The organism is Streptomyces sp. NBC_00557 (assembly GCF_036345995.1).
Classification (GTDB): domain Bacteria; phylum Actinomycetota; class Actinomycetes; order Streptomycetales; family Streptomycetaceae; genus Streptomyces.
In genome coordinates this window covers 2,429,786-2,452,622 of record NZ_CP107796.1, presented here as the reverse complement: position 1 = coordinate 2,452,622, position 22,837 = coordinate 2,429,786, and the positions used below count along the sequence as shown (strand labels likewise).

22 protein-coding genes are annotated in these 22,837 nt (G+C 72.9%); 15 read left to right on the top strand and 7 right to left on the bottom strand.

What is annotated here, in order from left to right; all coding sequences use genetic code 11:
- Nucleotides 1–7: 7 nt before the first annotated feature.
- The gene (cofC, locus tag OG956_RS10025; protein WP_330337605.1) at nt 8–646 is read right to left on the bottom strand and encodes a 2-phospho-L-lactate guanylyltransferase; all 639 of its coding nucleotides are present in this window, start codon (nt 644–646) and stop codon (nt 8–10) included.
- Between the two features lie 153 nt (nt 647–799).
- Here cofC and OG956_RS10020 point away from each other — a divergent pair, with 153 nt between their 5' ends.
- From OG956_RS10020 to OG956_RS10010, 3 genes are all read left to right on the top strand, one after another.
- Nucleotides 800–1,579, top strand: coding sequence for a lysophospholipid acyltransferase family protein (locus tag OG956_RS10020; RefSeq protein ID WP_330337604.1), 780 nt, complete (start codon nt 800–802; stop codon nt 1,577–1,579).
- Complete coding sequence (locus OG956_RS10015; protein ID WP_330337603.1) at nt 1,576–2,586, top strand: NAD(P)H-dependent glycerol-3-phosphate dehydrogenase; 1,011 nt, start codon at nt 1,576–1,578, stop codon at nt 2,584–2,586. Before OG956_RS10020 ends, OG956_RS10015 begins: the two co-directional genes overlap by 4 nt.
- A 104-nt stretch (nt 2,587–2,690) precedes the next feature.
- Nucleotides 2,691–3,848, top strand: a complete 1,158-nt coding sequence (locus tag OG956_RS10010) for a D-alanine--D-alanine ligase family protein (protein WP_330337602.1) — start codon at nt 2,691–2,693, stop codon at nt 3,846–3,848.
- A gap of 10 nt (nt 3,849–3,858) precedes the next feature.
- Here the strand turns inward: OG956_RS10010 and OG956_RS10005 are convergent, their stop codons facing one another.
- On the bottom strand, nt 3,859–4,377 hold the full coding sequence (locus tag OG956_RS10005) for a DUF3515 domain-containing protein (protein WP_330337601.1): 519 nt from the start codon (nt 4,375–4,377) through the stop codon (nt 3,859–3,861).
- A gap of 20 nt (nt 4,378–4,397) precedes the next feature.
- The gene (locus OG956_RS10000) at nt 4,398–4,631 is read right to left on the bottom strand and encodes an Lrp/AsnC family transcriptional regulator (protein WP_003997603.1); all 234 of its coding nucleotides are present in this window, start codon (nt 4,629–4,631) and stop codon (nt 4,398–4,400) included.
- A 267-nt stretch (nt 4,632–4,898) separates the two neighbouring features.
- On the opposite strand from OG956_RS10000, the gene OG956_RS09995 reads away from it, so the two are divergent.
- Nucleotides 4,899–5,864 carry a thiamine-phosphate kinase gene (locus tag OG956_RS09995; protein WP_330337600.1) on the top strand — a complete coding sequence of 322 codons (966 nt, stop codon included), beginning with the start codon at nt 4,899–4,901 and terminating at the stop codon, nt 5,862–5,864.
- Complete coding sequence (gene thiD, locus OG956_RS09990) at nt 5,861–6,649, top strand: bifunctional hydroxymethylpyrimidine kinase/phosphomethylpyrimidine kinase (RefSeq protein ID WP_330337599.1); 789 nt, start codon at nt 5,861–5,863, stop codon at nt 6,647–6,649. Before OG956_RS09995 ends, thiD begins: the two co-directional genes overlap by 4 nt.
- A gap of 168 nt (nt 6,650–6,817) precedes the next feature.
- On the opposite strand, the gene rpmB is transcribed toward thiD, so the two are convergent.
- Nucleotides 6,818–7,003, bottom strand: a complete 186-nt coding sequence (rpmB, locus tag OG956_RS09985; protein ID WP_330337598.1) for a 50S ribosomal protein L28 — start codon at nt 7,001–7,003, stop codon at nt 6,818–6,820.
- 258 nt (nt 7,004–7,261) lie between these two features.
- On the opposite strand from rpmB, the gene OG956_RS09980 reads away from it, so the two are divergent.
- On the top strand, nt 7,262–9,247 hold the full coding sequence (locus OG956_RS09980) for a DAK2 domain-containing protein (protein WP_330337597.1): 1,986 nt from the start codon (nt 7,262–7,264) through the stop codon (nt 9,245–9,247).
- 45 nt (nt 9,248–9,292) lie between these two features.
- On the opposite strand, the gene OG956_RS09975 is transcribed toward OG956_RS09980, so the two are convergent.
- Nucleotides 9,293–12,250 (bottom strand): tetratricopeptide repeat protein, encoded by a 2,958-nt coding sequence (locus OG956_RS09975; RefSeq protein WP_330337596.1) that lies wholly within the window; start codon nt 12,248–12,250, stop codon nt 9,293–9,295.
- The gene (locus tag OG956_RS09970) at nt 12,250–14,085 is read right to left on the bottom strand and encodes an HSP90 family protein (protein WP_330337595.1); all 1,836 of its coding nucleotides are present in this window, start codon (nt 14,083–14,085) and stop codon (nt 12,250–12,252) included. The genes OG956_RS09975 and OG956_RS09970 overlap by 1 nt, the downstream gene beginning before the upstream one ends.
- A gap of 221 nt (nt 14,086–14,306) precedes the next feature.
- Here OG956_RS09970 and recG point away from each other — a divergent pair, with 221 nt between their 5' ends.
- The 8 genes from recG (at nt 14,307) to mutM (ending at nt 21,635) form a co-directional block, all read left to right on the top strand.
- Nucleotides 14,307–16,535, top strand: coding sequence for an ATP-dependent DNA helicase RecG (gene recG / locus OG956_RS09965; RefSeq protein ID WP_330337594.1), 2,229 nt, complete (start codon nt 14,307–14,309; stop codon nt 16,533–16,535).
- A gap of 82 nt (nt 16,536–16,617) precedes the next feature.
- Complete coding sequence (rsmD, locus tag OG956_RS09960) at nt 16,618–17,205, top strand: 16S rRNA (guanine(966)-N(2))-methyltransferase RsmD (protein ID WP_330337593.1); 588 nt, start codon at nt 16,618–16,620, stop codon at nt 17,203–17,205.
- A 26-nt stretch (nt 17,206–17,231) separates the two neighbouring features.
- Nucleotides 17,232–17,711, top strand: a complete 480-nt coding sequence (gene coaD / locus OG956_RS09955; RefSeq protein WP_330342793.1) for a pantetheine-phosphate adenylyltransferase — start codon at nt 17,232–17,234, stop codon at nt 17,709–17,711.
- Nucleotides 17,712–17,777: 66 nt separating this feature from the next.
- A complete protein-coding gene (locus OG956_RS09950; protein WP_330337592.1) occupies nt 17,778–18,857 on the top strand; it encodes an ATP synthase F0 subunit B in 1,080 nt (359 codons plus the stop codon).
- A 147-nt stretch (nt 18,858–19,004) separates the two neighbouring features.
- Complete coding sequence (locus tag OG956_RS09945; protein WP_330337591.1) at nt 19,005–19,649, top strand: YceD family protein; 645 nt, start codon at nt 19,005–19,007, stop codon at nt 19,647–19,649.
- Nucleotides 19,650–19,651: 2 nt separating this feature from the next.
- Nucleotides 19,652–19,825: a 50S ribosomal protein L32 gene (gene rpmF / locus OG956_RS09940; protein WP_003951102.1), complete on the top strand. Its 174-nt coding sequence runs from the start codon at nt 19,652–19,654 to the stop codon at nt 19,823–19,825.
- An 8-nt stretch (nt 19,826–19,833) separates the two neighbouring features.
- Nucleotides 19,834–20,691: a ribonuclease III gene (gene rnc / locus OG956_RS09935; protein ID WP_330337590.1), complete on the top strand. Its 858-nt coding sequence runs from the start codon at nt 19,834–19,836 to the stop codon at nt 20,689–20,691.
- A gap of 83 nt (nt 20,692–20,774) precedes the next feature.
- Nucleotides 20,775–21,635, top strand: a complete 861-nt coding sequence (gene mutM / locus OG956_RS09930; protein ID WP_330337589.1) for a bifunctional DNA-formamidopyrimidine glycosylase/DNA-(apurinic or apyrimidinic site) lyase — start codon at nt 20,775–20,777, stop codon at nt 21,633–21,635.
- Here mutM and OG956_RS09925 read toward each other — a convergent pair.
- Nucleotides 21,608–22,003, bottom strand: coding sequence for a winged helix-turn-helix transcriptional regulator (locus tag OG956_RS09925; RefSeq protein ID WP_330337588.1), 396 nt, complete (start codon nt 22,001–22,003; stop codon nt 21,608–21,610). The genes mutM and OG956_RS09925 overlap by 28 nt on opposite strands.
- A gap of 136 nt (nt 22,004–22,139) precedes the next feature.
- Here OG956_RS09925 and OG956_RS09920 point away from each other — a divergent pair, with 136 nt between their 5' ends.
- On the top strand, nt 22,140–22,724 hold the full coding sequence (locus OG956_RS09920) for a flavodoxin family protein (RefSeq protein ID WP_330337587.1): 585 nt from the start codon (nt 22,140–22,142) through the stop codon (nt 22,722–22,724).
- The last annotated feature ends 113 nt before the right edge of the window (nt 22,725–22,837 follow it).

Here is a 22,837-nt window from a genome sequence, read left to right as displayed (position 1 = left end):
GGCGCCCTCACGGCTCCGGGATCAGCAGCCCCGCCGACACCGCCGCCGTGTACGGTCCGACACCCAGCGCCAGCGCCGCCCGCAAGTCGTCGCCGGTGTCCACGTCCTGCCGTACCGAATCGACGCCGGACAGCAACAGTTCCGCCGCACCCGAGGCCCGGTGCCGGGAGCGGGAATCCACCCCGAAATCCGGCTGCAATTCCGCGTCCGGCCCCGCGGCCAGCAACGTCGTGCCAACCCCCGCGGCATCCGGGAGAAAGGCCCGCGGGAAATGCGCCGCCGCGCCGAGTACGACGGCCAGTTCCGCCGGACGCAGCGCGGGCAGATCCGCGTTCAGGGCCGCGACGGGCGCGCGCGGACGCGACTGCCGTACGACCGCCGCCCCGTGCGCCAGGGCGGCGTTCAGACCGCTCGCCGGCGCGTCCGGGACGATCCGCGCGCCCAGTGCCGCCAGCTCGCGCCCCGCCAGCTCGTCGTCCGTGACGACCGACACATCCGCCACCGCCGCGCACGCCAGCGCCGCGCTCACCGTGTCCTGCGCGAACGCCAGGGCCAGCCCCGGCCGCACGCCGTCCGCCGCGGTGTCCGAGAGCCTGCTCTTGGCCCGGGACAGGGGTTTCAGGGGGATGACCAAGGTCCACTGCACCGGCGTACCGTCCCTTACTCGTCACGATCATTGTCCCCGGGCCCTGAGGCCGTCCGACGCTCGGGGCGTACGGTGTCCTCGACAGACCGGCGGCTCGGAGCGACACTTGTGCGGCCCCCCGCCGGGGTGACAGCCCTAGAGGAAGGTGTCCTTGTGCCCCGCCGCAGAATCGGCTTCTGGTACCGCTTCGCCGCGGTGATCTGCAAACCGCCGCTGGTGGTTCTGATCAAGCGGGACTGGCGTGGAATGGAGCACATTCCGGCCGAGGGCGGATTTATCACCGTGGTGAACCACAATTCCCACGTGGATCCCTTCGCGTACGCGCACTATCAGTACAACACCGGACGGGTTCCGCGATTCCTGGCGAAGAGCGGGCTTTTCAAGAAGGGATTCGTCGGCGCCGCCATGCGCGGCACCGGGCAGATCCCCGTCTACCGCGAGTCCACCGACGCGCTCAGCGCCTTCCGCGCCGCGATCGACGCCGTGGAGCGCGGCGAGTGCGTCGCCTTCTACCCCGAGGGCACCCTCACCCGCGACCCGAACGGCTGGCCCATGACCGGCAAGACCGGCGCCGCCCGGGTCGCCCTGCAGACCAAGTGCCCGGTCATCCCGGTCGCCCAGTGGGGCGCCAACGAACTGCTGCCGCCGTACGCGAAGAAGCCCAACCTCTTCCCGCGCAAGACGCACCACGTGCTCGCGGGCCCGCCCGTGGACCTCTCCCGCTTCTACGACAAGGAGATGACCCCGGAGCTGCTCAAGGAGGCCACCGAGGTCATCATGGCGGCCATCACCCGCCTGCTGGAGGAGATCCGCGGCGAGAAGGCGCCCGAGACCCGTTACGACCCGCGCCGCGAGCGGATCGAGCAGCGGCGCCGCACCCAGGCGCAGACGGCGCAGATCAGGGGCAAGGAACCGGAGGGGCAGGGCAAGTGAGCAAGGCGGTCAAGGCGGCGGTCATGGGCACCGGCTCATGGGGCACCGCCTTCGGTATGGTCCTCGCCGACGCGGGCTGCGAGGTGACCCTGTGGGCCCGCCGCCCCGAGCTGGCCGAGGCCGTCAACTCGACCCGGACCAACCCCGACTACCTGCCCGGTGTCGAACTCCCGGAGAACCTCCGGGCCACCTCCGAGGCCGCCGACGCCCTGCGGGACGCGGACTTCACCGTCCTCGCCGTTCCCTCCCAGACCCTGCGGGCCAACCTCGCCGAGTGGGCCCCGCTGCTCGCCCCGCACACCGTGCTCGTCTCCCTGATGAAGGGCGTCGAACTCGGCTCGGCCATGCGGATGAGCGAGGTCGTCGAGGACGTCGCCAAGGTCGGCGCCGAGCGCATCGCGGTCGTCACCGGGCCCAACCTGGCCCGGGAGATCGCCGCCCGCATGCCGGCCGCCGCCGTCGTCGCCTGCACCGACGAGGCCGTCGCCCGGCGCCTGCAGGCCGCCTGCCACACGCCGTACTTCCGGCCGTACACCAACACCGACGTCATCGGCTGCGAACTGAGCGGCGCGGTCAAGAACGTCATCGGCCTCGCGGTCGGCATCGCCGACGGCATGGGCCTCGGCGACAACGCCAAGGGCTCGCTCATCACCCGCGGCCTGGCGGAGACCACCCGGCTCGGCATGGCCCTCGGCGCCGACCCGCTGACCTTCTCCGGACTCGCCGGGCTCGGCGACCTGGTGGCGACCTGCTCCTCGCCGCTGTCCCGGAACCACACCTTCGGCACCAACCTCGGCAAGGGCATGACCCTCGAGGAGACCATCGCGGTCACCAAGCAGACCGCCGAGGGCGTCAAGTCCTGCGAGTCCGTGCTGGATCTGGCCCGCCGGCACGGCGTCGACATGCCCCTCACCGAGACGGTCGTCGCCATCGTCCACGAGGGCAAGTCGCCGGTGGTCGCCGTCAAGGAGCTGATGTCGCGCACCGCCAAGCCCGAGCGGCACTGAAACGGCCTGGTCCACGACGCTGAGCGACCGGCCCGGGGACACGCAGTCACGGCGGCCGAGCGGGCGCTGACTCGGGGGATACCACCGGGTACTCTCAACGCGATATGAGCACCGAGAACCTTCCCCACAGCCCCGAGCAGCCGTCGCGCAAGCCGCGCGTGGCCGTCGTGTTCGGCGGGCGCAGCTCCGAACACGGGATCTCCATGGTCACCGCCGGCGCGGTCCTCAAGGCCATCGACCGGTCGAAGTACGACGTCCTGCCGATCGGCATCACGCGGGAGGGCCGTTGGGTGCTCACCGCCGACGAGCCGGAGCGGATGGCCATCACCGACCGCCGGCTGCCCGCGGTCGAGGAACTGGCGGAGTCCGCCGACGGCGGCGTGGTGCTCCCGGTCGACCCGGCCAGCCGCGAGGTCGTCTACAGCGAGCCCGGCGCGGTGCCCAAGGCGCTCGGCGAGGTCGACGTCGTCTTCCCGGTGCTGCACGGCCCGTACGGCGAGGACGGCACCCTCCAGGGCCTGCTGGAGCTGTCCGGGGTGCCGTACGTGGGCGCCGGTGTGCTCGCCTCGGCCGTCGGCCAGGACAAGGAGTACATGAAGCGGATCTTCACCTCCTACGGGCTCAAGGTCGGCCCCTACGTGGTGATCCGGCCGCGCGAGTGGGAGCGGGACGAGTCCGCCGCCCGCAAGAAGATCATCGACTTCGCCGGCGAGCACGGCTGGCCGCTGTTCGTGAAGCCCGCGCGCGCGGGCTCGTCCATCGGCATCACCAAGGTCGACGACCTGTCCGGCCTGGACGAGGCGATCGCCACCGCGCAGGCCCACGACCCGAAGATCCTGGTCGAGGCCGCCGTGCGGGGCCGCGAGATCGAGTGCGGCGTCCTGGAGTTCGAGGACGGGCCACGCGCCTCCGTGCCGGCCGAGATCCCGCCGCCGGACGCGCACGCGTACTACGACTTCGAGGCCAAGTACATCGACTCCACGCCCGGCATCGTCCCCGCGCCGCTCACCGAGGAGCAGACCGACGAGGTGCGCGAGCTCGCCGTGCAGGCCTTCGAGGCCGTCTCCTGCGAGGGCCTGGTCCGCGCGGACTTCTTCCTCACCGAGGACGGCGAGTTCGTGATCAACGAGATCAACACCCTGCCCGGCTTCACGCCGATCTCGATGTACCCGCAGATGTGGCAGGCCAGCGGCGTCAGCTACCCGGAGCTGATCGACCGCCTGGTGCAGGCCGCGCTGCGGCGCCCGACCGGGCTTCGCTGAGCCCGCGCGCTCACTTCATGGAGGCGATCCCCTCGGGGATCGCCTTCTTCACTGCCGGGGCGAGACCGGTGAGGACCGCCGTGCCCTCGTCCTGCGCGGACATCCCCTGGGGCAGGGTGATCTGCGCATAGGCGACGCGGTTGGCGGTGGTGAACCGCCAGGTGCCGTCTCCCTGCTTCTCCATCAGCCAGTCGACGCCGTCGACGCCGCCCGCGATCGCGTCGGGGTCGCCGCCCTCGGCCACCTTCGGGTCGATCATCTTCGGCGGCCGTACGACACCGCAGCGCAGTATGATCGCCGGGTTTCCCCAGCCCGCCGTGTAGGCGGACCGGGGTGCGGGGTCGTCGCGGCGTCGCCCGTCGAGCTGGTCCGGCAGGATCCGGTGCAGATCCCGGCACACCGCCGCCGTCCTCGCGTCGGGGCTGGGAACCGCGACGGTGGCGCTGTCGTCTGCTGAGGAGCAGCCCGCGACCGCGATCAGCAGCGAGGGCGCGAGCAGGGCGAACGGCCGGTGACGGAAGATGTTCACCGGCCAAGCGTAGACGGGGGCTACAGATGCACGACCGGACAGGTCAGGGTGCGGGTGATGCCGTCCACTTGCTGGACCTTGGCGACCACCATGCGGCCGAGGTCGTCGACCGTGTCGGCCTGAGCGCGCACGATGACGTCGTACGGTCCCGTCACGTCCTCGGCCTGGATGACTCCAGGGATCTTGCTGATCGTCTCGGCGACGGTCGACGCCTTGCCGACCTCCGTCTGGATCAGGATGTACGCCTGTACCACGGAACCTCCAGGGCGGCCACGAGGATCATGTGGGGAAAAGGAACGCCACGGTATCGCGTCGCCGCTCCCCGCGGGGAGACCTGCGGGAACCGGGCTTGCGCGCCAGGGTGCAGGCACGACCGAAGTTGACGGTCCCGCGATCGTCTCCACGGCCGGGCGGACCGTGTCGGCGGTCAACGGGACCGTAACGACAGTCACCTCGACCGTATCGGGGACACTGATGACGCGCGAGTGGACACGGCATGGCAGAGAAGGGGAGCAAGGGCGATGAAGGGCACTGTTGGTGAGCTCGGGGAGTTCGGGCTCATCAGGGAGCTCACCTCCCGTCTCACCACCACCCCGGCGGTCCGGATCGGGCCCGGCGACGACGCCGCGGTGGTCGCCGCTCCCGACCGGCGGGTGGTGGCGAGCACCGACATCCTGCTGGAGGGCCGGCACTTCCGCCGCGACTGGTCCACGGCGTACGACGTCGGGCGCAAGGCGGCGGCCCAGAACCTCGCGGACATCGCCGCCATGGGCGCCGTACCCACCGCCCTGCTGCTCGGCCTCGTCGTCCCCGCCGAACTGCCGGTGACGTGGCCGAGTGAGCTGATGGACGGTCTGCGCGACGAGTGCCAGGTCGCGGGCGCCTCCGTGGTCGGCGGCGACGTGGTGCGGGGCGACACGATCATGGTGTCGATCACCGCGCTCGGCGATCTGCGCAACCAGGAGCCCGTCACGCGCGCGGGGGCCCAGCCCGGCGACCTGGTGGCCGTCACGGGCTGGCTGGGCTGGTCCGCGGCCGGTTACGCGGTCCTCTCCCGCGGTTTCCGCTCCCCGCGCGCCTTCGTCGAGGCCCACCGGCGCCCCGAGCCGCCGTACCACGCGGGCCCGGCGGCGGCCGGGCTCGGCGCGACCGCGATGTGCGACGTCAGCGACGGGCTGATCGCCGACCTCGGGCACATCGCCGAGGCCAGCAAGGTCCGCATCGACATCCGCTCCGGCGCGATCGACATCCCCTCGCAGATGAACGACATCGGGCAGGCCGTCGGCGTGGATCCGCTCCAGTGGGTGCTGACCGGGGGAGAGGACCACGCGATCGTGGCGACCTTCCCGCCGGACACCAAGCTCCCGGCCCGCTGGAAGGTCATCGGCGAGGTCCTCAACCCCTCCGCGCTGCCCCAGGTCACCGTCGACGGGGCGCCCTGGACCAGCAAGGGCGGCTGGGACCACTTCGGGGACATCGAGTCATGAGCCTGCCGAGGGTGCTGACCGTGGCCGGCTCCGACTCCGGCGGCGGCGCCGGCATCCAGGCCGACCTGAAGACGATGCTCGCGCTCGGCGTGCACGGGATGAGCGTGATCACCGCCGTGACCGCGCAGAACTCGCTGGGCGTCCAGGGCGCCTGGGAGCTGCCCGTGGAAGCGGTGCGGGCCCAGTACCGCAGCGTGGTGGACGACATCGGGGTCCAGGCCGTGAAGACCGGGATGCTGGCCTCGGCGGAACTGGTCGAGGCGGTCGCCGAGTTGATCTCCGGCACGGACGCGCCGGCCGTGGTCGACCCGGTGGGCGTCTCCAAGCACGGCGACCCGCTGCTCGCCGCCTCCGCGCTGGACTCCGTGCGCACCAGGCTGCTCCCGGCGGCCACGGTGGCGACGCCGAACCTGGACGAGGTGGCCCAACTCACGAGGGTCCGCGTGGAGTCGGAGGGCGATCTGCGCCGGGCCGCGGCGGCCGTGCTGGAGTACGGGCCGCGGTGGGTGCTGATCAAGGGCGGCCATCTGTCCGGCGATGCCGTGGACCTGCTCACGGACGGCTCGGCGGAGCACTGGCTGCGCGCCCCGCGCCACGACAACCGGCACACGCACGGCACGGGCTGCACGCTGGCCTCCGCGATCGCGTCGGGGCTGGCGAAGGGCCTGAGCGTGCCGGAGGCGGCCCGTGAGGCCAAGGAGTACGTCACGCGGGCCATCGCGGCCGGCTTCGCGCTCGGAGCGGGGATCGGGCCGGTGGACCACGGGTGGCGGCTGCGGGAGTGACCGCGGGTTGCGGCTACGGCAGGGACCGCCGCGCGTACGGCGGATCCGGGTACGGCAAAAAGCCGGCCCACCGTGAGGTGGACCGGCTCAGTGCAGCGAACCAGGCAATGGCCGCGCGCGGATGGGGGTCCCCCCGCTCGAGCGGAGTCGAGAGTGGGGGATGTAGCGTCAGCGCCCGACCTTGCCGGCCTTGATGCACGAGGTGCAAGCGTTCACGCGCTTCGGCGTCCCGCCGACCACGGTACGCACACGCTGGATGTTCGGGTTCCAGCGGCGGGACGTACGGCGGTGCGAGTGCGAGATGTTGTTGCCGAAGCCCGGCCCCTTGCCGCAGACGTCGCAGTTGGCAGCCACGGGTCACTCCAAAGACTTCAGATGCACTTACGGTTAATCCCGGCATGCCGGGATCGAGATCCTAAGACCTGAGATCTTGAGTGGCGCTGCCAGGGGAATGGCCCGATCAGGATCGGGCAACCGGAGCAGCATACAACGGCTGCGCCCGTACAACGAAACTACCATGGCAGCTCAGGGCCGGCTCACGGCCCTCTTCCGGTGGACGCCCGTACGGGGTCTACGCTGCGTCCCACGTACGGCCGGCTCAGGGAGGCGCAGGTGGCGCAGGTGCCGCAGACATTCTTCGATGCTCTCGCGGTGCGCACCTGGTGCGGTCGGGCGCTCGGGGCTCTGGGGCGCGCGCGTGAGGAGATCGACGCGATCAACGTCTATCCGGTGGCCGACGGCGACACCGGAACGAACCTCTACCTCACCGTGGAGTCGGCGGCGACGGCCGTGGAGGCGGTCTTCGCCGGGTACGAGACGGGCGCCGGGGAGCCCTCGCTGGCGGACACCGTGCAGGCGATGGCCCACGGGGCGCTGATCGGGGCCCGCGGCAACTCGGGGACGATCCTGGCGCAGCTGCTGCGCGGCATGGCGCAGGTGCTCGGCGACGAGGGGGAGGGGGCGCGCGGCGACGGCGCGGGGCTGCGGCTGGCGCTGCGGCGGGCCGCCGACTCCGCCCGGCAGGCCGTGGCCCATCCCGTCGAGGGCACGGTGCTCACCGTCGCCTCGGCCGCCGCGGACGCCGCCGAGGAGGCGGACGGCGACTGCCGGACGGTCGCGCGAGCGGCTTACGACGGCGCGTGCACGGCCCTGGCGGCCACCCCGGCCCAGCTCGCCGTGCTCGGCCGTGCCGGAGTGGTCGACGCGGGCGGCCGGGGCCTGGTGACGGTGCTGGGCGCGCTGGTGGAGACGCTCACGGGCGAGACGGTACGGGAGGCTCCCGCGGCGGCACGGGAGGCGTCCGCGTCGGAGGCCTGCTCGGCGTCGGAGGCCTGCTCGGCGTCGCGGGAGGGTGCGGCGGCGCGGGAAGGTGCGGCAGCAGGGGAAGGGGCGGCGGTACGCGGTGCGGCGGCGGTTCCGGGGAGCCGGGCGGAGGGCGGGACGCCGGCCGTGGGGGACGCGCCCGCGGTTCCGGAGAGCCGGGCCGCGGGCGGGACGGCTGCCGCGGGGGAGGCGTCGGGGGTGCCGGGGTGCCGGGCCGCGGGTGAGCTCTCCGCCGTGCGGGAGATTCCTGCCGTGCGGGAGGCGGCCGAGGCTCCGGGCGCCGTTTCCGGTGGGCCCGCGCGCGTGGGCAGCGCGTCCGGTGCGGACGTGTGCGCGGATGACGCCGGCACCAACGGGCCCGCCTACGAGGTGATCTATCTCCTGGAGGCCGACGACACGGCCGTGGCCCGGCTCCGGGACCGCCTCGACGCCCTCGGCGACTCCCTGGTCGTGGTGGGCGGCGACGGGCTGTGGAACGTCCATGTGCACGTCGACGACGCCGGCGCCGCCGTGGAGGCGGGCGTGGAGGCCGGGCGGCCGTACCGGATCCGGATCACCCACTTCGGACTCGGGGACGTGCACACCGGCGGCGAGCGGCCGCCGCGCGAGCGTGCCCAGCGAGCCGTCGTCGCCGTCGTACCGGGCGAGGGCCTGGCCGGGCTCTACACCGAGGCGGGCGCCACGACCGTGCTCGCGCGCCCCGGGGAGCCGCCCGCGAGCGGGGAGCTGGTGCAGGCCGTACGACGGGCGCACGCGCGCGAGGTCGTCCTGCTGCCCAACGACGCCGAGCTGCGTCACACGGCCGCGGCGGCCGCCGAGCAGGCCCGCACCGAGGGCATCCGGGTGGCCCTCATCCCGACCCGCTCGGCGGTCCAGGGCATCGCCGCGCTCGCCGTGCACGAGCCGCAGCGCCGGTTCGACGAGGACGTCGTCCAGATGACCGCGGCGGCGGGCGCCACCCGCTACGCGGAAGTCGTCGTGGCCGAACGCCAGTCCTGGACGACGGCCGGCATCTGCCAGGCCGGGGACGTGCTGGGGCTCATCGACGGCGACGTCGCGGTGATCGGCGCCGATGTCACCGCCATCGCCCGGACCGTCCTGGACCGCATGCTCCAGGCCGGCGGCGAACTGGTCACCCTGGTCGTCGGCGACGAGGCCCCGGAGACCGTCGCCGACCAGCTCCAGGCCCGGGTACGGGAGTCCTACCTCGCCGTGGACACGGTGGTGTACCGGGGCGGCCGCCAGGGGACGCTGCTGCTCATCGGCGTGGAGTGACGGCGTGGAGCGACCCACCGCCACCGCCCGCCCCCTGCGCCCGTCTCATCCGCCGGGCCCCAGCAGCTCCGTGGCCTCCGCTCGCCGTGCCCGGGCGGTCTCGTTGTCGTCGCCGGCGTTCTCGTAGGCCGCGAGCACCGCACGCGCGCGTGCCGCCGCCTCGGCCGGGCGGCCCAGCGCGGCCGCCAGTCGTCCGGCGGCGATGTCGGCTCCGGTGCGGTCGTCCAGCCCGCTCGCGCCCAGGTCGCCGAACAGCGCGGCCGCCCGGTCCAGCTGGACCAGGGCCGCCTCGAACACGGCCCGCACCGCCTCGTCCTCGGTGTCCCCCGGACAGGCCGGCATCTCCGGCTTCCCGGCCTCCTCGGGTTGCTCCACCGCCGAGCGGACCAGCAGTTCGCCGAACTGGCGGTGGGTGTTTGCCAGTTCGTCCGTCAGCTGTTCCCGGCTCACCGGGTCGGCCGCCGCCCGGACCGCTCGCTCGCACTCCCGCACCGCCTCCGCCATCCGCTCCCGGGCGTCCTCCGCTCCGCCCTCCCGGCGCAGCGCCAGCCAGCCGCGGGCCCGCAGCGAGCGGACGAGGAAGGCCCGATTGCCCAGCGCCCGCCACAGTCCGCCCGCCCGCGCGTACGCCTGGTCGGCCTCTTCCAGCAGACCGGCCCTGCCCAGGGACTCGGCGGCGAGATGGGCGAGCGTGGCGTGGTCCTGCTGCTCGGGCCAGTGCCGGGCGATCCCGGCCGCGCGCAGCCGGCGTTCGGCCGCCGCGCGATGGTCGCCCAGCTCGTCCAGGCAGTCGCCGAGCCACCACAGCGCCTGTACGACGGCCCCGTCGCCGTGCGTCTCGGCGGACAGGTCGGCCAGCGCCGACTCCAGCACCTCGGCGGCCTCCGCGCAGCGGCCCCGGCGGAGCAGGTACCCGCCCAGCGCCTGCCGCGCCCAGGCGCCCAGCGTGCCGCTCTCGCCCGCCTCGTCGGCCCAGTGCGCCGCCTGGAGCGCGTGCTCGGCGGCCTCGGCGACCGCACCGCGCGCGCCGGTCACCTCGGCGAGCTGCAGATGCAGCTGGGCCCGCCCGACCGGCTCCACGTACGGCCCGCCGTGCTCCAGCGCGGAGCGCAGCGCCCGCTCCGCCCCGGCCGCGTCACCGGCCTGATGGGCCAGCGCGGCGATCTGGGCCTCGTACTCCACCGCGAACCACGGCAGCCCGGCGCTCACGTACTCCTCGGCCGTCCGCCGGAACAGCTCCGCGGCCCGCCTGCCGTCCCCGCGCAACACGGCCAGCTCGGCGAGCATCCCCCGCGCCTCCGCGGCCCGGGCGGCCAGCCGTACGTCCTCCCCGGTCCGCCCGCCGACCAGCGCGAGCACCTCCCGCGCGGCCTGTTCGGCCCGGGTGAACGTCTCCGGGGCGGGGGTCCCCCCGGCTCCCTCGTGCGCACACCGCATCAGCACCCGCGCCCGGCTCATCACCACCGACGCCGTCTGGCGTACGCCGGTCGCCTCCTCGGCGTACAGGGCGAGGGCCTCGTCGTACAGGGCGTCGACCGTGTCCAGGGCGGCGGCCGGGTCGCCCGCGAGGGCGCGGACGTACGCTCCACGCGCGCGTGCCGCCAGGGCCTCGCCGGGATCGCCCGCCTCCGCGTACAGGGCCGCCGCCCGCTCGAACAGGCCGATGCCCTCGGGGCCGCGGGCCATCGCCTCGTGGTCGGCGATCTCCGCGCGGTCCCGCGGCTCCAGCTCCACGCCCTGCGCGGCCCGCGCCACCGCCGCCCAGGCCTCCAGGGCGTGCGGACGCAGCGTCCGGGACAGCCGCCGGGCCTCGGCGAGCAGGGCCGCGAGGCCGGGCTCGTCCCGCGCCTCGGGTGCCGGGGGCGCGGCCACCGGGGCCGGGGCCGGGCGCACCGTACGCACGCCCAGCGGCAGCCGGTCCACCAGCGGCCGCTGCGCCATACGCGCGCGTGCCCGGTCGCCGACGTACGACGTGCCGTTGCGCCGGTCGAACCGCTCGGCCAGGGCCAGCGTCTCCACGCGCGCGTGGGCGGCGAGTTCGCCCGCCGTCCAGGTCCGCCCGGCCGGCCCCGGCACCCGCTGTGCGCCCAGCCCCAGCTCGGTCAGCCGGTCCATCAGCAGCGTCACCACGGCCAGGAAGTCCAGCCGGCTGCGCGGATGCCCGGTGTCCGTGAAGTACGCGGGCCGTTCGGCGAGCAGCTCCAGACCCCGCGCCTCGTTGCCGGTCAGCGCGCAGAACTCCACGTGGTCGGCGTACGCGGCGCGCATCGACTCCATCGGGCGGACGAGCCGGAAGCCCCGCAGATGGTTCGCGCGGGCCTCGTCCTGCCGGCCCAGGCGCAGCAGCGGGGCCAGCGAGGAGGCCAGCACGGTGTGCGGCTCGTGGGCGCAGGCGAACTCGCCCTCCAGCACCGGCGCCCACAGCCCGAGCGCCTGTGCGTCCCGGCCGCGCTCGGCCTGCCAGGCGCCCTGCCCGTGCAGCTCGCACGCGGGGCAGTCGGCCATCTCGTCGCGGTCCGCGGCGAGCCACGCCGCGTACGCCCGCTCCGCCCGCGCCAGGTCCCCGATGTGCGCGGCCACGCTGAACTCGGCGCCGCGCACGGCCCGTTCGGAGTACCCGGCGAGCCGGTAGCGGTGCTCCATCTCGCCGAGCCACTCCTCGACGGAGGCCAGCGGGATGTGCGGCTGGTCCAGCATGCCCGCCGACATCCACTTGAAGACCCAGTGCAGCGCGTGCGCCTCGTACGCGTCGAAGTCCTCGGGCCGTTCGTCCCACATGCGCAGCAGGCGCGCGAACGGGACGAACATCTTGTCCTTCTCGGAGCTGTAGTTGTAGACCTTCAGCTGGTGCCCGAGCGCCTCGACGACGGCGGCCGGGACGCCGAGCGACTCGGCCTCGGCGAGCAGCCGCTCCGCGCGCGCGTTGCGGGCCGGGCCCTCCGGTTCCTCGGCGTTCTCCGCCATCGCCCGGCGCAGCGCGTCGAAGTCCGTGATCTCCCCCATCAGCGGTCGCCCTCCCCGTGTGTGGCCCACTCCAGCAGGCCGATGAACGCCCGGTTCAGCAGCGCCGAGTCGGCGGGCCTGAGCGGTCGCTGCGCCATCAGCAGGGCCTGCCCGTACAGCGCTTCGGCCGCCGTGCCGATCAGCTCGGGGTCCTGCAGCGAACTGATCCTGCGCACCAGGGGATTGAGGTGGTTGAGCACCAGACGCGCGCGCGGGGCGCTGCCGCGCAGCGAGCCGAGGATGCCCGCCCACAGGTCGTCGGACCGCTCCTCGGCCGCCGCGCGGGCCTGTTCGTGCCGCGCGGCCCGGTCGTCCAGGTGCAGCGCGGGCACGGAGAGCGGATGGAAGGCCCGCAGGGCGACGTCACAGCCCAGGGGGCCGAGTTTCGCCCGCGCGGCCGCGAGGAAGCCGGACAGGGCCGGCTCCTCGCCCGGATCGACCGCGTCGAGGTGCGCGGTCACGGTGTCCGCGTCCAGCTCGGCGACCACCGTCCCCGGCCGCACCGACGGCAGCGCCTCGACCAGGTCGCCGTCGTAGGTGTAGCCGCCGTTGACCACCCCGATGCCCTGCGCGGAGGCGATCGGCGCGACCTGCCGGTACTCCTCGACGGTCCGGGTGAAGTGCACCACCGGGTGCCGCCGCGCGAACTCCTCCAGGGACAGCTGCCCGTCGGTCGTCTCGAAGGGCAGCCAGGGCAGCATCGTGCGCAGCATGCCGCGGTCGTGCCGGGCGAGGGACTTCACCCCCAGGTGGTGCACGGAAAGGAACGCCGTGAGCCGCTCCGGATCGCCGGCGGCGAGCCCCGTCAGCCAGGAGCGGATCCGCTCGCCGAGCGCCTCCCGCACGGCGGCCAGCGTCTCGTCCTCGTACAGCGACTCGCGCGAGGCCGTGGGCCGCAGACTGTCGGTGTCCAGCACGCAGCGCACGAAGAACGCCCAGTCGGGCAGCAGCTGTTCGGCCCGGTCGGTCAGCAGCATGCCCTTCAGGTGCACCCGGTGGCCCGCCCGCCGGGCCGGGCTCACGGCCGCAGGCAGCACGTACGCCACCCCGCGGATCCCGGCCAGCGGCACGTCCAGATCGATCGAGTCCAGCGGCCTGAACCCGAACAGCTCGTGGCAGTGCCGGGCCAGCGCCGCCCTTCTGCCCGCCGGGCTCGGATACGGCCGGTCCCAGGGCGCGGGCAGACCGGTGACCGGCTCCTCGCCCACCCGGACGTCGTACGGCAGCAGCGAGCCGAAGTCGCGGGCCAGACTCAGCACCCGCTCCGGCGCCAGCCACTCGGCCGCCCCGGGCCGTGCGGTCAGGTGGACGGTCGTACCCGGCTCGGGCCGCGCGGCGTCGGGCAGGGTGCGCACGGTGTACGAGCCGTCGTCGCACGCCGTCCACTCCACCGGTGGTGCGCCGGGCGTACGGGCGCTGCGGCTGACCACCCGGATCCGCTCGGCGACCAGGAAACAGGCGAGCAGGCCGATGCCGAACTGGCCGAGGAAGCCCGAACGCGCCTCCTCCAGGCCCTCGGCGCGCTTGGAACTGCGCCCGATGGTCGCCAGCAGATCGTGCACGTCCGCCTCGGTGAGCCCGATCCCGCTGTCCTCCACGCGAAGGCCGCCACCGTCCGCGTGCAGCCGGACCAGCGCCGGGGCGCCGGGCTGCTCGGCCCGCCGGGCGGTGACGGCGTCCACGGCGTTCTGCAGCAGCTCGCGCAGATAGACCCTGGGGCTGGAGTACAGGTGATGGGAGAGCAGGTCCACCAGACCGCGCAGGTCGACCTGGAACATGTGAGGTGGGTGAGGTGAGGGGGATGCCTGGGCTGACTGTGAGGTCTGGGAGTCCATCGTCACTGCGCCGGAGGGGGAGGTCGTACGGCGCGGGGTCGGGCGGTCCCGGCGGGGCGGTGACCGCGAAAGGATGGCCGGAGCGCGCCATCCTAGGCCCGGAAGAGCCACCTGACCAGGAGATTCCCGGATCCGTCCGGCAACGCGCGCCGCGTCCCGGCAGGCCGTGCGCGGCACATCCGCAGGTCGGCGCTACGGCATTGTCGGTGCCGTGGTGTGCAATGGATCTCGTGCCCGCACTGCGAGAACCACTGAAGCAGCCACTGAAGTCGGTGCTCGGCCCCGCCACCGCGAAGGTGATGGCCGAGCACCTCGGCCTGCACACCGTCGGCGACCTCCTCCACCACTACCCGCGCAGATACGAGGAGCGCGGCCGGCTCACCCGGCTCGCCGACCTGCCCATGGACGAGCACGTCACGGTGGTCGCCCAGGTGGCCGACGCCCGCCTGCACAGCTTCGCCTCCGCCAAGGCGCCCCGCGGCAAGGGCCAGCGCCTGGAGGTCACGATCACCGACGGCAGCGGCCGGCTCCAGCTGGTCTTCTTCGGCAACGGCGTCCACAAGCCCCACAAGGAGCTGCTGCCGGGCACCCGCGCGCTGTTCGCGGGGAAGGTCTCCGTCTTCAACCGCCGCCTGCAACTCGCCCATCCGGCCTACGAGTTGCTGCGCGGCGACGGCGAGGACACCGTCGAGGCCTGGGCCGGCGCCCTGATCCCGATCTATCCGGCGACCGCCAAACTGGAGTCCTGGAAGATCGCCAAGGCGGTCCAGACGGTGCTTCCCACCGCCCAGGAGGCACTGGACCCGCTCCCCGCCGCCCTCCGTGAGGGCCGGGGCCTGGTGCCCCTGCCCGAGGCGCTGCTCAAGATCCACCGCCCGCACACCAAGGCCGACATCGCCGACGCCCGCGCCCGCCTGAAGTGGGACGAGGCCTTCGTCCTCCAGGTGGCCCTGGCCCGCCGCCGCCACGCCGACACCCAGCTCCCCGCCGTCCCCCGCAAGCCCAGGCCCGACGGCCTCCTGGCCGCCTTCGACGACCGCCTGCCCTTCACCCTCACCGAGGGCCAGCGGAAGGTCTCCGAGGAGATCTTCGACGACCTCGCCACCGAACATCCGATGCACCGCCTGCTCCAGGGCGAGGTGGGCAGCGGGAAGACGCTGGTCGCCCTGCGCGCCATGCTCGCCGTGGTCGACGCGGGCGGGCAGGCCGCCATGCTCGCGCCCACCGAGGTGCTCGCCCAGCAGCACCACCGCTCGATCACCGAGATGATGGGCGAGCTGGCCGAGGGAGGCATGCTGGGCGGCGCCGAGCACGCCACCAAGGTCGTCCTGCTCACCGGCTCCATGGGGGCCGCCGCCCGCCGCCAGGCCCTGCTCGACCTGGTCACCGGCGAGGCCGGCATCGTCATCGGCACCCACGCCCTGATCGAGGACAAGGTCCAGTTCCACGACCTCGGCCTGGTCGTGGTCGACGAGCAGCACCGCTTCGGCGTCGAGCAGCGCGACGCCCTGCGCGGCAAGGGGAAACAGCCCCCGCACCTGCTGGTGATGACGGCCACCCCGATCCCGCGCACGGTCGCCATGACGGTCTTCGGCGACCTGGAGACCTCCGTCCTCGACCAGCTGCCCGCGGGCCGCTCGCCGATCGCCAGCCATGTGGTCCCGGCCGCCGACAAGCCCCACTTCCTCGCCCGCGCCTGGGAGCGGGTCCGTGAGGAGGCGGCGAACGGCCACCAGGCGTACGTCGTCTGCCCGCGCATCGGCGACGACGTCGACGAGGCGGCCGACCAGAAGAAGTCCGGCGGGAAGAAGTCCCCCGAGGACGAGGCGGAGAAGCGCCCGCCGCTGGCCGTCCTCGACGTGGCGGACCAGCTGGGCCGCGGCCCCCTGCAGGGCCTGAGGGTGGAGGTCCTCCACGGCCGTATGCACCCCGACGACAAGGACGCGGTGATGCGCCGCTTCGCGGCCGGCGAGACCGACGTCCTGGTCGCCACCACGGTCATCGAGGTGGGTGTGAACGTCCCCAACGCCACGGTCATGGTCATCATGGACGCCGACCGCTTCGGCGTCTCCCAGCTCCACCAGCTGCGCGGCCGCGTCGGCCGGGGCTCGGCGCCCGGCCTGTGCCTGCTGGTCACCGAGATGCCCGAGGCCAGCGCCGCCCGCCAGCGGCTGAACGCGGTCGCCGCCACCCTCGACGGCTTCGAGCTCTCCCGCATCGACCTGGAACAGCGCCGCGAGGGCGACGTCCTCGGCCAGGCCCAGTCCGGTGCCCGCTCCTCGCTGCGCGTCCTCGAGGTCATCGAGGACGAGGAGGTCATCGCGGAGGCCAGAGCGGAGGCGACGGCCCTGGTGGCGGCGGACCCGGAGCTGGAGGGCCTGCCGGGCCTCCGTACGGCGCTGGACGCGCTGTTGGACGAGGAGAGGGAGCAGTACCTGGAGAAGGGGTGAGGCGCAGGCGTCCCGGCAGGGGCGCGGGGAGCCGCACGGCAGCCACAATGGACGTAAAGCCGCCCACGAAGAAGGACCCCACATGACCCGCGTGATCGCCGGCCGGGCCGGCGGACGGCGCCTCTCAGTACCCCCTGGCACCGGAACCAGGCCGACCTCGGACCGCGCACGCGAGGGCCTCTTCTCCACCTGGCAGTCCCTCCTGGGCGGCCCCCTCGACGGCGAACGGGTCCTGGACCTCTACGCCGGCTCGGGCGCCGTGGGCCTGGAGGCCCTGTCCCGGGGAGCGAGCCACACACTCCTCGTCGAGGCCGACGCCCGCGCAGCGAGAATCGTCCGCGAGAACGTGCGAAACCTGGGTCTTCCCGGTGCCGAAGTGCGAGCGGGCAAAGCGGAACAGATCATCCGGCAACCGGCGCCGGAAGAGCCGTACGACCTCGTCTTCCTCGACCCGCCGTACGTGGTCGCAGATCACGATCTTCGCGAGATTCTCCTCACACTCCGCTCGGGAGGCTGGCTCGCTGAGCAAGCGCTCGTCACCGTGGAGCGCAGCACCAGAGGCGGCGAATTCCGGTGGCCGGACGGCTTCGAGCCGATCCGGTCCCGTCGCTACGGCGAGGGAACGTTTTGGTACGGTCGCGCCGCCTCTACGTGCGAAGACGCACGATGACCGGACCGGAGAGCGAGGGATCACAAGTGCGCCGCGCCGTCTGTCCCGGGTCGTTCGACCCGATCACCAACGGACACCTCGACATCATCGCCCGCGCCTCCCGCCTGTACGACGAGGTGTACGTCGCGGTGATGATCAACAAGTCCAAGAAGGGCCTGTTCGACATCGAGGAGCGGATCGAGCTGATCCGCGAGGTCACCGCCGACTACGCCAACGTCCGGGTCGAGGCCTTCCACGGCCTCCTCGTGGACTTCTGCAAGCAGCGCGACATCCCCGCCATCGTCAAGGGCCTGCGCGCCGTCAGCGACTTCGACTACGAGCTGCAGATGGCCCAGATGAACAACGGCCTCACCGGCGTCGAGACGCTGTTCGTGCCCACCAACCCCACCTACAGCTTCCTGTCCTCCTCCCTGGTCAAGGAGGTCGCGGCCTGGGGCGGCGACGTCTCCCACCTGGTGCCCGCGCCGGTGCTCGAGGCCCTGAACAAGCGCCTGCGCAAGCCCTGATGGGACCGATGGGACTACAGTCGTCCCGTCCGTCTCCATCCCGGCTGTAGAGAGTGGCGAGCACAGGTGGACGTGCAGAAGAAGCTCGACGAGATCGTCTCCGCGGTCGCCGGCGCCCGGGCCATGCCCATGTCGGCGTCCTGTGTGATCAACCGCGCCGAGCTGCTCGCGATGCTGGAAGAGGTGCGCCAGGCGCTGCCCGGCTCCCTCGCGCAGGCGCAGGAGCTGATCGGCGACCGTGAGCAGATGGTCGAGGAGGCCCGCCGGGAGGCCGAGCGGATCATCGAGAGCGCGCACGCCGAGCGCGGCTCGCTGATCGCAGGCACCGAGATCGTCCGCCGCTCCCAGGCCGAGGCCGACCGGATCCTCGCCGAGGCCCGCAAGGAGGCCGAGGAGATCCGCGCCGAGGCCGACGACTACGTCGACTCCAAGCTCGCCAACTTCGAGGTCGTCCTCACCAAGACGCTCGGCTCGGTCGGCCGCGGCCGCGAGAAGCTGCTCGGCACCGGCCCCGGCCTGGACGAGAACGGCTACGAGGACGAGGACGCCCCCGAGCGCAGCCACGACCCGGAGACCCTGCGCCACAACGCCGACCAGTACGTCGACGCCAAGCTCGGCGCCTTCGAGGCGGTGCTGGCCAAGACCCTGGATGCGGTCGGCCGCGGCCGGCAGAAGCTGCAGGGCCGGATCGCCACGGACGACCTCGGCGCCCTCGCCGACGACACCTCCACCTTCCAGCACTCCAGCGACGCCGACTACCTCGCCGACCTCGCCGCGCTCGCCGAGCAGGACACCCCGGCCGAGCGCCCGGACCGGCCGCAGCAGGCGCCGCAGCAGCCGTCGTACGACCCGCAGCCCGCGTACGCGTCGTACGAGCAGCCCGACCCCTACGGCGGCTTCCCGCAGCAGGCCGGCTACGGCCGGCAGGACCCCTACGGCTACCAGCAGGCCGACCCCTACGCCGCCTACCAGGGCTACGATCCCCAGCAGGCCGCCTACGACCCCCAGCAGGTCCAGCAGACCCACCAGCAGCCCCCGCAGCACCAGCCGCAGCAGGGCTACGCCCTGGACGAGACCAGCCTGTTCGACACCAGCATGATCAGCGCGGAGCAGCTCAGGGCGTACGAGCAGGGCCGGGGCCTGTAGCGGCGGGCGCGGCCCGCCGACCACCGGATTGGGCCGTGAGCGAAAGGTCCAGTATCCTGGCTCTTCGGTCGCGCGTACGTCCGCGATCTCCGCTGCCCGCGGCACCGACGGGCGGCGGCCCTCCGAGTTCGAAGATCGAAAGCAGGAATGGCTTCCAACGCCCGCCTCGACCACCGCAACCCCCTCGTGTTCGACACGCACGAGCTGGGCCGGCGGCCTGGCGCGCTGCAGCGCCTGACCCGCACGATCGACGCTCCCGCCGATCTCGGCATCCAGGGAGTCATCGGAGTGCCGGAAGGCACCCCGGTGGAGCTCGAACTCCGCCTCGAGTCGGTCATGGAAGGGGTGCTCGTCACAGGCACCGCCCGTGCACGGGCCGAGGGGGAGTGCGTAAGGTGTCTGGAGCCGGTCGAGCTGGAGCTCGAAGCGGACTTCCAGGAGCTGTTCTCGTACCCTGACGCCGACGACCGGGGCCGCGTGATCGCGGAACCGGGCGACGACGCCGAGGACGACGAGGACAGGTTCTTCCTCGAGGACGGACTCTTCGACCTCGAACCTCTGCTGCGCGATGCGGTGGTGCTCGCACTGCCGATGCAGCCGGTGTGCCGGGAGGACTGCCCGGGCCTGTGCTCCGAGTGCGGGGCGCGGCTCGCGGACGACCCGGACCACCACCACGACGCCGTCGACATCCGTTGGGCGGCTTTGCAGGGACTCGCCGGTTCACTCGAAGACGGCGAGAAGGACGAGATGAGCGGCGCCGAAGCGGGCGTCGACGAGAAGCAGGAGAAGTAGCCGTGGCTGTTCCGAAGCGGAAGATGTCGCGCAGCAACACGCGCCACCGCCGGTCGCAGTGGAAGGCTGCGGTCCCCACCCTGGTTGCGTGCGAGCGCTGCCACGAGCCCAAGCAGCAGCACATCGCGTGCCCGTCTTGCGGCACCTACAACAAGCGCCAGGTCCTCGAAGTCTGAGCGGGCTGGTGAGAGGCACTGTGTCCAGTCCCAAGAAGGCGGAAGACGCCAAGGCGGACGCACCCGCCAAGAAGAAGGCGGACAACCAGGCCTCGTCCCACACGCTTCTGGAAGGGCGGCTCGGCTACAAGGTCGAGTCCGCCCTTCTGGTGCGCGCGCTGACCCACCGTTCCTACGCGTACGAGAACGGCGGTCTGCCGACGAACGAGCGGCTGGAGTTCCTCGGGGACTCCGTGCTCGGCCTCGTCGTCACGGACACGCTGTACCGCACCCACCCCGACCTGCCCGAGGGCCAGCTGGCCAAGCTGCGGGCCGCGGTGGTCAACTCGCGCGCGCTGGCGGAGGTCGGCCGCGGGCTCGACCTGGGCTCCTTCATCCGGCTCGGCCGCGGTGAAGAGGGCACGGGCGGCCGGGACAAGGCGTCCATCCTCGCCGACACCCTGGAAGCGGTGATCGGCGCGGTCTATCTCGACCAGGGCCTCGACTCGGCGTCCGAGCTGGTGCACCGGCTCTTCGACCCGCTGATCGAGAAGTCCTCCAACCTCGGCGCCGGCCTGGACTGGAAGACCTCCCTCCAGGAGCTGACCGCGACCGAAGGACTCGGCGTGCCCGAGTACCTGGTCACGGAGACCGGCCCCGACCACGAGAAGACCTTCACTGCTGCCGCCCGCGTCGGAGGCGTCTCGTACGGCACCGGCACCGGCCGCAGCAAGAAGGAGGCGGAGCAGCAGGCCGCCGAGTCCGCCTGGCGGGCCATCAAGGCCGCCGCGGACGAGCGCGCCAAGGCGGCCAGGGAGGCCCAGGAGGCCGACGAGGCCGCCAAGGAGGCCGTCAAGGACGGCGAGTCGTCGTCCGCTCCCGCCTGACCCACGGCAGTACCGAGCGCCCGTCCCCTCGTCCGCGAAGGGGCGGGCGCTTCCATCGTCCACCGCTTCGCACGGGGGGTCCCATGCCCGAGTTGCCCGAGGTCGAGGTCGTCCGGCGCGGCCTGGAGCGCTGGGTCGCCCACCGCACCGTCGCCGAGGCCGAGGTGCTGCACCCGCGCGCCGTACGCCGGCACATCGCGGGCGCCGACGACTTCGCGCACCGGCTCAAGGGCCACCACATCGGCACCCCCAGCCGCCGCGGCAAGTACCTGTGGCTGCCGCTGGAGGAGACCAACCAGTCCGTCCTCGCCCACCTCGGCATGAGCGGCCAGCTGCTGGTGCAGCCGCACGAGGCGCCGGACGAGAAGCACCTGCGCGTCCGGATCCGGTTCGCCGACTCGCTCGGCACCGAACTGCGCTTCGTCGATCAGCGCACCTTCGGCGGGCTCTCGTTGCACGACAACACCCTCGAGGGCCTGCCCGACGTCATCGCGCACATCGCCCGCGACCCCCTGGACCCGCTCTTCGACGACGAGGCCTTCCACCTGGCGCTGCGCCGCAAGCGGACCACCATCAAGCGGGCCCTGCTGGACCAGTCGCTGATCAGCGGGGTCGGCAACATCTACGCGGACGAGGCCCTGTGGCGCGCCCGCATCCACTACGAACGCCCCACGGCGAACTTCACCCGCCCCGTCACCGCCGGACTCCTCGGCCACGTCCGGGACGTGATGAACGCGGCCCTCGCCGTCGGCGGCACCAGCTTCGACAGCCTGTACGTCAACGTCAACGGCGAGTCGGGCTACTTCGACCGGTCCCTGGACGCGTACGGCCGCGAGGGCGAGCCCTGCAAGCGGTGCGGCACCCCGATCCGCCGCCGGCCCTGGATGAACCGCTCCAGCTACTTCTGCCCGAGGTGTCAGCGGGCGCCGCGCGTCTCGTCGTAACGCGCGCGTGCCGCGAGGACGTCGTCCATGGCGCCCTCCACGCAGTGGATGAGCGCCAGCAGCCGCTCGGCCACCTGGCGGCCCAGGGGGGTCAGTTCGTAGTCCACGCGCGGCGGGTTGGTCGGCTGCGCCTCGCGGTGCACCAGGCCGTCGCGTTCCAGCGCGTGCAGCGTCTGGGACAGCATCTTCTCGCTCACGCCGTCGACGCGCCGGCGCAGCTCGTTGAAGCGCAGCGAGCCCTCGTACAGCGCGCCGAGCGTCAGCCCGCCCCAGCGGCCCGTGACGTGCTCCAGCGTGCCGCGCGACGGGCACGCCTTGGCGAAGACGTTGTACGCGAGGTCCTCGTGGTCCTGGGTGCTGGCGGTCATGACACCAGGGTACGCACGCGCAGCGCTGACCACCAGGTTGCACTAACTGAAGGTTAGTGCTTTCCTTTGGTTATTGCTTCCGAGCTGGCCCTCCGCTGCCGGACGGCTCAGCCCTGCTGCCATTCGAGGAGACCCCGTGACCACCCCTGTCGTTTCCATCGCCTACCACTCCGGCTACGGCCACACCGCCGTCCTCGCCGAGGCCGTCCGCACCGGCGCCGCCGGGGCGGGCGCCCAGGTGCACCTGATCAAGGTCGACGAGATCACCGACGCCCAGTGGGAGACGCTGGACCGCTCCGACGCGATCGTCTTCGGCTCGCCCACCTACATGGGCACCGCCTCCGGCGCCTTCCACGTGTTCGCCGAGGCCACCTCCAAGCGCTGGTTCGGCCAGGACTGGAAGGACAAGCTGGCCGCCGGCTTCACCAACTCCGGTTCCAAGAGCGGCGACAAGCTGCACACCCTGCAGTTCTTCCAGATCCTCGCCGCGCAGCACGGGATGAACTGGATCAACCTCGGCCTGCACCCCGGCTGGAACAGCAGCGCGGGCTCCGAGAACGACCTCAACCGCCTCGGCGTCTTCGCCGGCGCGGCCGCCCAGACCAACGTGGACGAGGGCCCGGACGCCGTGCACAAGTCCGACATCGCCACCGCCGAGCATCTGGGCCGCCGGGTGGCGGAGGCGGCCCGGGCGTTCACGCGCGGCCGCGCCGCCGCGTAACGGCCTGCCGGGTCCGGCGGAGCGGCCTTCGGCCCGGGGCAGGGTTCAGTAGCCGAAGAAGTGTCCCTGCGACTCTCCCGGCTACGCTCGCGCGGGAGCGCCCCGCAGTGCGT